9 protein-coding genes are annotated in these 5,661 nt (G+C 60.4%); 3 read left to right on the top strand and 6 right to left on the bottom strand.

Features of this window, described 5'->3' with window-relative positions; all coding sequences use genetic code 11:
* The first annotated feature begins 286 nt into the window (after positions 1 to 286).
* From AC1DVM_RS22210 to AC1DVM_RS22200, 3 genes are read left to right on the top strand one after another with little or no spacing between them, the layout of a single operon-like run.
* Positions 287 to 640 carry a Rap1a/Tai family immunity protein gene (locus AC1DVM_RS22210; RefSeq protein WP_477258159.1) on the top strand — a complete coding sequence of 118 codons (354 nt, stop codon included), beginning with the start codon at positions 287 to 289 and terminating at the stop codon, positions 638 to 640.
* A 22-nt stretch (positions 641 to 662) separates the two neighbouring features.
* Positions 663 to 971: a hypothetical protein gene (locus AC1DVM_RS22205; protein ID WP_477258157.1), complete on the top strand. Its 309-nt coding sequence runs from the start codon at positions 663 to 665 to the stop codon at positions 969 to 971.
* Positions 972 to 1,019: 48 nt separating this feature from the next.
* On the top strand, positions 1,020 to 1,235 hold the full coding sequence (locus AC1DVM_RS22200) for a hypothetical protein (RefSeq protein ID WP_477258147.1): 216 nt from the start codon (positions 1,020 to 1,022) through the stop codon (positions 1,233 to 1,235).
* 220 nt (positions 1,236 to 1,455) lie between these two features.
* Here AC1DVM_RS22200 and AC1DVM_RS22195 read toward each other — a convergent pair whose 3' ends face one another.
* The 6 genes from AC1DVM_RS22195 to AC1DVM_RS22170 form a co-directional block, all read right to left on the bottom strand.
* Entirely contained in the window at positions 1,456 to 2,631 is a 1,176-nt protein-coding gene (locus AC1DVM_RS22195; protein ID WP_477258145.1) for a phage major capsid protein, read from the bottom strand.
* A gap of 3 nt (positions 2,632 to 2,634) precedes the next feature.
* On the bottom strand, positions 2,635 to 3,276 hold the full coding sequence (locus tag AC1DVM_RS22190; RefSeq protein ID WP_477258143.1) for an HK97 family phage prohead protease: 642 nt from the start codon (positions 3,274 to 3,276) through the stop codon (positions 2,635 to 2,637).
* 183 nt (positions 3,277 to 3,459) lie between these two features.
* A complete protein-coding gene (locus AC1DVM_RS22185; RefSeq protein ID WP_477258141.1) occupies positions 3,460 to 3,738 on the bottom strand; it encodes a hypothetical protein in 279 nt (92 codons plus the stop codon).
* A 172-nt stretch (positions 3,739 to 3,910) separates the two neighbouring features.
* Complete coding sequence (locus AC1DVM_RS22180) at positions 3,911 to 4,651, bottom strand: hypothetical protein (RefSeq protein ID WP_477258139.1); 741 nt, start codon at positions 4,649 to 4,651, stop codon at positions 3,911 to 3,913.
* Between the two features lie 10 nt (positions 4,652 to 4,661).
* Positions 4,662 to 5,210, bottom strand: coding sequence for a hypothetical protein (locus AC1DVM_RS22175; RefSeq protein ID WP_477258137.1), 549 nt, complete (start codon positions 5,208 to 5,210; stop codon positions 4,662 to 4,664).
* On the bottom strand, positions 5,207 to 5,410 hold the full coding sequence (locus tag AC1DVM_RS22170) for a helix-turn-helix transcriptional regulator (RefSeq protein ID WP_477258135.1): 204 nt from the start codon (positions 5,408 to 5,410) through the stop codon (positions 5,207 to 5,209). Before AC1DVM_RS22170 ends, AC1DVM_RS22175 begins: the two co-directional genes overlap by 4 nt.
* Between the last annotated feature and the right edge of the window lie 251 nt (positions 5,411 to 5,661).

Here is a 5,661-nt window from a genome sequence, read left to right as displayed (position 1 = left end):
ACCCATAACTCCTGTTCCGGCCACATGTGCAAAACGGTTCGTTTCTGCGCGGTCAACATTCGCAGAACTCCATTTGTGGAAACGGACACTCGGTCGATTGAGCGTATTCCGAAGCTGATCGCCACGCCGGCCGATCGAGACCTGTAAACGCCCAGTCTAACCGGCTCCGGCAAGAGCATCGGATGACCAGCGATTACTTGAAAACACTTTTGCTCGGTTTTGGGAAGACGCAGCCTTTCTTCCTATTGCGACACAGGCTAGGCTCGCCGAAAATGTGGGGGCTGGAATGATGAGGTGGTTCCTGCTGGCGGCCGTATTGCTTCTGCCTAGTGTTCCGTCGGCGCAGGACTATGGGAGCGGCAACGGCATGCATGCGCCTTGTAAGCATGCCGTGGACCAGCGTCCATATCGTGATCCCGATACGACTTACCTGCGCGGTTCCTGCATGGGCCAGATCGGAACCCTCTTTTACTTTTCGGAGGTCCTGCCTGAGAAATTAAAGTTTTGCACTCCCCAAGGAGCAAACGTCGGGCAAGCCGCCAAGATCGTTGTGGCCTATATGGACGCCAATCCGCGCGAGCTGCACGAAGAGTTCTTGTTGTTGGCTGGGGCTGCCCTGCATAAAGCGTGGCCCTGCTAGTTTCGCACTGAATGGAGGCACGATGGAACGACCAGAAAAGACACCCGAGGAAATCAAGAAATACTGGGCGGACAAGCAGCCCTATAAATATTTCTCGTTCGAGTACCCGGCACCGCATTGGGATCAGAAGATCCTCCCGATCAACCTGACAAACCTTTCGTTTCTCGGTGTCGATTCGATGGGGCACCTACATTGGGACGGCGATCGGATCAACACTGAGGTCCGTCTCAGTTTCTGGCAACGGCTTGGCGCCTTCGTCATCACGGGCTCGGCGGCAGTTGGTGCCGCTGGCGCCTTCCTCTCGGGTCTCGCGGATTGGCTCGGCAAGTAAGCCAGAAGGATTGGGACGAGATCAAGGTCGTTGGCGAGGTTCTGTACCGTGAGGGTTCTACACCCCCAGATCGAAATAGGTGCTGCGATGGTTTTGATCCTGCAAATCGCCCTCGGTATTTTGCTGGCAGTGGTACCATTGGGCGGAGTGTGGCTATGGGCTACCTCCTCGAACGAGGTCGATGTCTCGGTGACCTCTTCCGTGACGGCGCTCGTCATCGCCGCTTACATCGGATTGTATCTCTATTTGACGTGGGGTGTCTGAAGCATATGGGGATGACRCCCCCGCCAGTGTCACGCGCCGGTTGACCGAGGCGCCCGCGAACATTGGCCTGGCAAGCACGCGCGACACGACTTCCTCGTGAACGCGCCGCCAGCCAAGCGTTCGCAAACCGCTCGGAGAAGCACGACTTGCGAACGGCAGGCCCGATCCGTCGTCGGGCCATCATCGACGCACGGGGATGCGCTCCCGTGCGCCAATCTGGTTACGCCGCCGCCGGGAAGGTGCCGACGATGAAGGCGTTGGGACGCTTCACAGCGAGGGCCAGACGCTCCTCCGCGAGGATCGTGCAGAGGTTCCTGACGAAGTCGTCCTCGTTCTCGGTCGAGATCAGGACGGTGGCGTCCCAGCGGTCGAAGATCTGCGCGCCGTCGCGGAAGGCACCGACCAGGAACTCGCCCTGCGGCATCGTCGGAGTGCCGACCACCGGACGGCCCCAGAGGTTGACGATCGGAGGCCCGAACGGCCCGCCGCCGATGTAGCGACCCTCGCTGTCCTTGATCACCTTCATCGCCTCGAGGTCGTCGGTGTTGAGGACGATTCCGGTCGCCGGCAGGAGCGCCGCTTCCGCCTGTGCCAGAGCGTGGGCAACCGTGTCGAAGGCGGTGTCGCCAGCCCCATTGCGGGCCGCGTCATAGGCGGTGGCCTGCGGGACGATGCCGAACAGGTTCTGGCCCGTGCCGTCGCCGAACAGGAGCTGGGCTTCCTCCTTCAGCTGCAGCCCGAAGCGGAGCTCGCCGTCGATCACGCTCTGCAGCATCGGCGCATCGTCGAGCGCCTGACGCGAGGCCTTCGTCCAGTGCGCGAGCGTCCTGACCGGCGCGTCCTTGAGCTCGAAAGCGTAGTTCGATTCCGGCTTGCGAGCGCCTTCCGCGACGGTCTGGACGTTGTTCTCCCGCAGCGTCTGGCGAGCGTACTGGACGCTGTTGGCGTTGGTGTTTCCGGGGGCCAGGAGATCGCGGACGGTGATCCGCTGACGGGCCAGAAGCACGGGATCCGTGCGCCGATCCGTCGTCATCATCCCGCCAGCGGAATCCACCGCCGTGGTGATGATGTTCTTGACCTCGATGCTGACCTTCCCGCGTTGCCGCGAGCCGCCGAAGGCCTTGAAGGCGTCCGACCGGGTGACGGCGCGACCGGGAGAGGTGAGGACCGGCAAATCGTCGTCGCCGTCATAGCTGCGACGCGCCAGCCGCTGCTCGATCTCGACGAGGCGGGCCTTGATCTCGGACTCGCTCTCGCCGGATTTGCGGAGCGCCGCCTCGACGGCCTGATGATGCTGTTCGAAGGCGAGCGCGAGCGCGTCGTCGCCGCCCTCCTGTGGAGCGCCGCCGGCCGATTTCGTTTGCAGACGCAGAGCGTCGCGGAGATGGACGTTCATGGGTTACCTCAGGGATTGCGCCGCTGCGATCACGCGAGCGGCGAGTGCATGGTTGGTTGAGGGTTCTTGGCGTTTCAGCGCAGGCCAGCCGCCTCGCGCCAGACGCGCCGCCGCAGCTCGGGGAAACCCGCAGTCGCGCAGCATTCGTTCGAAGGCCTTCGCGTCCTGCACCTGATCGGCGCGGAGGATGCGGGCCTCGGGATTGCTTGGAAATGTAACGAGGGAGATCTCGACCAGGTCGACCCGCCTGAGAATGCGGATCCTCGTCTTCTCGTCGTAGCTGTCCTCGCGGACGTAGTAGCCGATCGACAGGCCAGACACCGCGCCCGCCTTCATGAGCGCGAAGGCTTCCCGCGCGAGCGTCACGTCGTCTTTCAGGAGATGGCCCTCGACCCTGAGGCCCTTCGCGTCCTCGACCAGAGTGTCGTAGACGCCAATCGGCTGATCGCTCTTGTGCTGCCAGAGCACCGGCAACGGACGGCCTGTCGCCTTGATCTCGGCGAGGCTCTGGGCAAACGCACCCGGTGCAACTTGTTCCTGGTAGGAGTCGGTAACCAGGAAAGTTGAGGCATAGCCGCTGAATTTGCCGTCACCTTCGACGTGCTTGAGCGCGAGGCCGAAGTCCTTGGTCTTGAGGGATGTCATCGGGTCACCTTCGATAGGCATGACAAGCGAGGACCGCCTCGAAAGGCGTTGTCCGGTTCGGTTGCCCTGCCACTCCAGCACTCGCTGGCCGCGGAAGGTGCCTTCGGCCGCTCACCCCTGAAACAGGCGGCAGCAACCCGACGACATGGATGTAACGGCAGGACCGAAACGCGGGTTCCGGTCCTAGTGTTTCTGGGCCTTCGCCTCCGCCGCGCGCTGCTCCATCTCAGGCGCGTCACGCAGCAGGAGGTTCACCATCATCTGCAGAGCATGCGCCGTCGAGACAGGACCGCGAACCGACACCTGATTGGTGATCGCGACGGTGGCCATCGTCTCGACGGCCTCCATGGGATCGGCTCCCGACGCGATGAGATCCTGCAGCTGCCCCAGCCACCACTGATGAAGACGCGCCAGGCTCTCGCCCGTTTGAACTTCAGGCTGTTCCGATTTCTGCTCGATCATGACGCAACTCTCCGATGAAAAAACGCTCGTCCTAGTTCAAACTGGCAGGGGCCTGCCGGGTGGTTTGAACCGCGATCCTGGAAACGCGGCCCTCGAGAAAAAAATTCCGTGCGTTAGACCCCATGCGGTGGCAGACCCCTTGGGGCCCCTGACTCTCGACCCGCCCTCCCCTTCATGCCGCGTCCTCCAGAATGGAAGCGCGACGCTCCTCATCGACCAGTCGCAGTGCAAGTGCGTCTGCCTCTTTACGGCTCAGGCCTTGATCATATTCGAGGACACCCGCGATCTCATCGAAACGCGCCTGCCAGTCTTCGGCACACCAATCACCAGCCGCCTCGCGCGCATACGCGTATCCTCTACCTTCTTCCGGCAGCGGATCTGACCTAGGTGATACTCCAAGGTGAACGGGTGGTAATTCCACCACATCACGATGTGGTAATTCCACCACGTCAGGAACGATTTTACGTGGTGATTTGACCACGTCCCTTGATTTCCTTTCCTTGGGTTTGCGGCCCTCCTCCTTCTGCCGTTTGCGCCTCTCATGTCGTTCCTCGCGCTTAATGATGCGCTGATCGAGAAGAGGATTGAGGTTGTCATCGTGAAGCTCGTAGCTGGAAGCTCTCGTGCCGTGTCCACGCCTTACGCTCCACCATCCCAGCTGCTCGAGTTTCTTGCGGGCGTCGTTGCACTTGTGACGGTCGGTGCGAGGCACCTCGTCACAGATCGTTTCGTCGCTCAGGTATGAGGTCCTCTTGCCCTCATCCATGCCCTGAAGAACTCGAACCGCGATGCGGAAGTGGCCATCCGGCACCCGTGGGTCGGACAGCAGCCCATCGATCATGTCGAACTTCCACGATGAGAAGTTGGCCTTGGATTCAGCCGGCGGGGGACTTCCTCTCGTTTGCGAGTTCATGAGAGATCTCCTACCGGGGCTCTCTCACGCCGTTCCTGCTGATAGCCCGAGCCTCAACTTCGCGGGCCTCTCTAGGGAACGTCATCTGAAACCAATTCACCAAGGTCTCTGGAGTGCCTTGTGAACCATCCTCATCGAGACAGGCGTACCGTCCGGCGTCGTCCCGTTCCCAGTCGGGATGCCGATTAACTGCCTCGTCAAAGAGTGCCATGAAAGTAAGGCTCTCCGGGCTGTTGAGGTCCGACAGATAAGCAATAGCCTCTGGATCACCTTTAGCAGCCAAAGTTCTGACCGCTGTACCAAAGGGCATGTCTGCAGGAACGTTGTGCTTTTCCAGAAACGCCACCATTCGACCCGCATCTTCGATGGAAGCCTCATATTCCTCCTGCTGGGCGCGGTGTTCGTCCTCAAGGATGTTCTTCGCCCGAAGCACGTCCTCGCGGGAAGCAGTCGGAAATCGCTCTCTCAAAATCGCGCGAAAGAGATCAAGCCTTTGCTGCGGGTCGGCAACCTCAAGTGACCGCACAACATCAGCTATCTGGCTCCCGAAATCTGTCATTGCTGCCCCTCCGCACTGCTTTCCTGCCGAGAGGCAAACCAAGCGTCCAAATCGGACAGCCGCCAACCGATCGCATGGTCAGAGAGTTTGATGGGTGCAGGGAACTTCTTGTTGCGGATCATCCGCCATGTCGTTGTTCGACTCAGGCCCGTCCGGTGTTTGACCTCTGGCCAACGGACCATTCGTTCAGCTTCGTTCATCGCGTCGCTCCGTGTTTGGGGCGACACCGAAACTATTCAAACTGTTGGCTGCCGTAAAAGGGCAATTGGAGGCCATCTATTGCGGCAATTGCCTCTTGAGTTTCATTTTCTTCGTGTAGCGATCAAAGCTCTCAATAACACTAATCTCAGTGACTCCCCATCTAAGCGGCTTCAATGCTTCGAAAGCAAAGTCCACGAAGTCCTTCTTCGGTCTTGGCTTCTGGCGCAGTTCATCGCACCAGACGCCATGG

Source organism: Microvirga sp. P4_A5 (assembly GCF_056402495.1).
Note: the sequence above shows the minus strand (reverse complement) of the source record. Positions and strands in the feature narration are given on the sequence as shown.

Coding starts and splice junctions, on each gene's coding strand:
- AC1DVM_RS22185 (WP_477258141.1), bottom strand. CDS start 3,738: ATGATCGAGCAGAAATCGGAACAGCCTGAAGTTCAAACGGGCGAGAGC.
- AC1DVM_RS22170 (WP_477258135.1), bottom strand. CDS start 5,410: ATGAACGAAGCTGAACGAATGGTCCGTTGGCCAGAGGTCAAACACCGG.
- AC1DVM_RS22190 (WP_477258143.1), bottom strand. CDS start 3,276: ATGACATCCCTCAAGACCAAGGACTTCGGCCTCGCGCTCAAGCACGTC.
- AC1DVM_RS22210 (WP_477258159.1), top strand. CDS start 287: ATGATGAGGTGGTTCCTGCTGGCGGCCGTATTGCTTCTGCCTAGTGTT.
- AC1DVM_RS22180 (WP_477258139.1), bottom strand. CDS start 4,651: ATGAACTCGCAAACGAGAGGAAGTCCCCCGCCGGCTGAATCCAAGGCC.
- AC1DVM_RS22195 (WP_477258145.1), bottom strand. CDS start 2,631: ATGAACGTCCATCTCCGCGACGCTCTGCGTCTGCAAACGAAATCGGCC.
- AC1DVM_RS22205 (WP_477258157.1), top strand. CDS start 663: ATGGAACGACCAGAAAAGACACCCGAGGAAATCAAGAAATACTGGGCG.
- AC1DVM_RS22175 (WP_477258137.1), bottom strand. CDS start 5,210: ATGACAGATTTCGGGAGCCAGATAGCTGATGTTGTGCGGTCACTTGAG.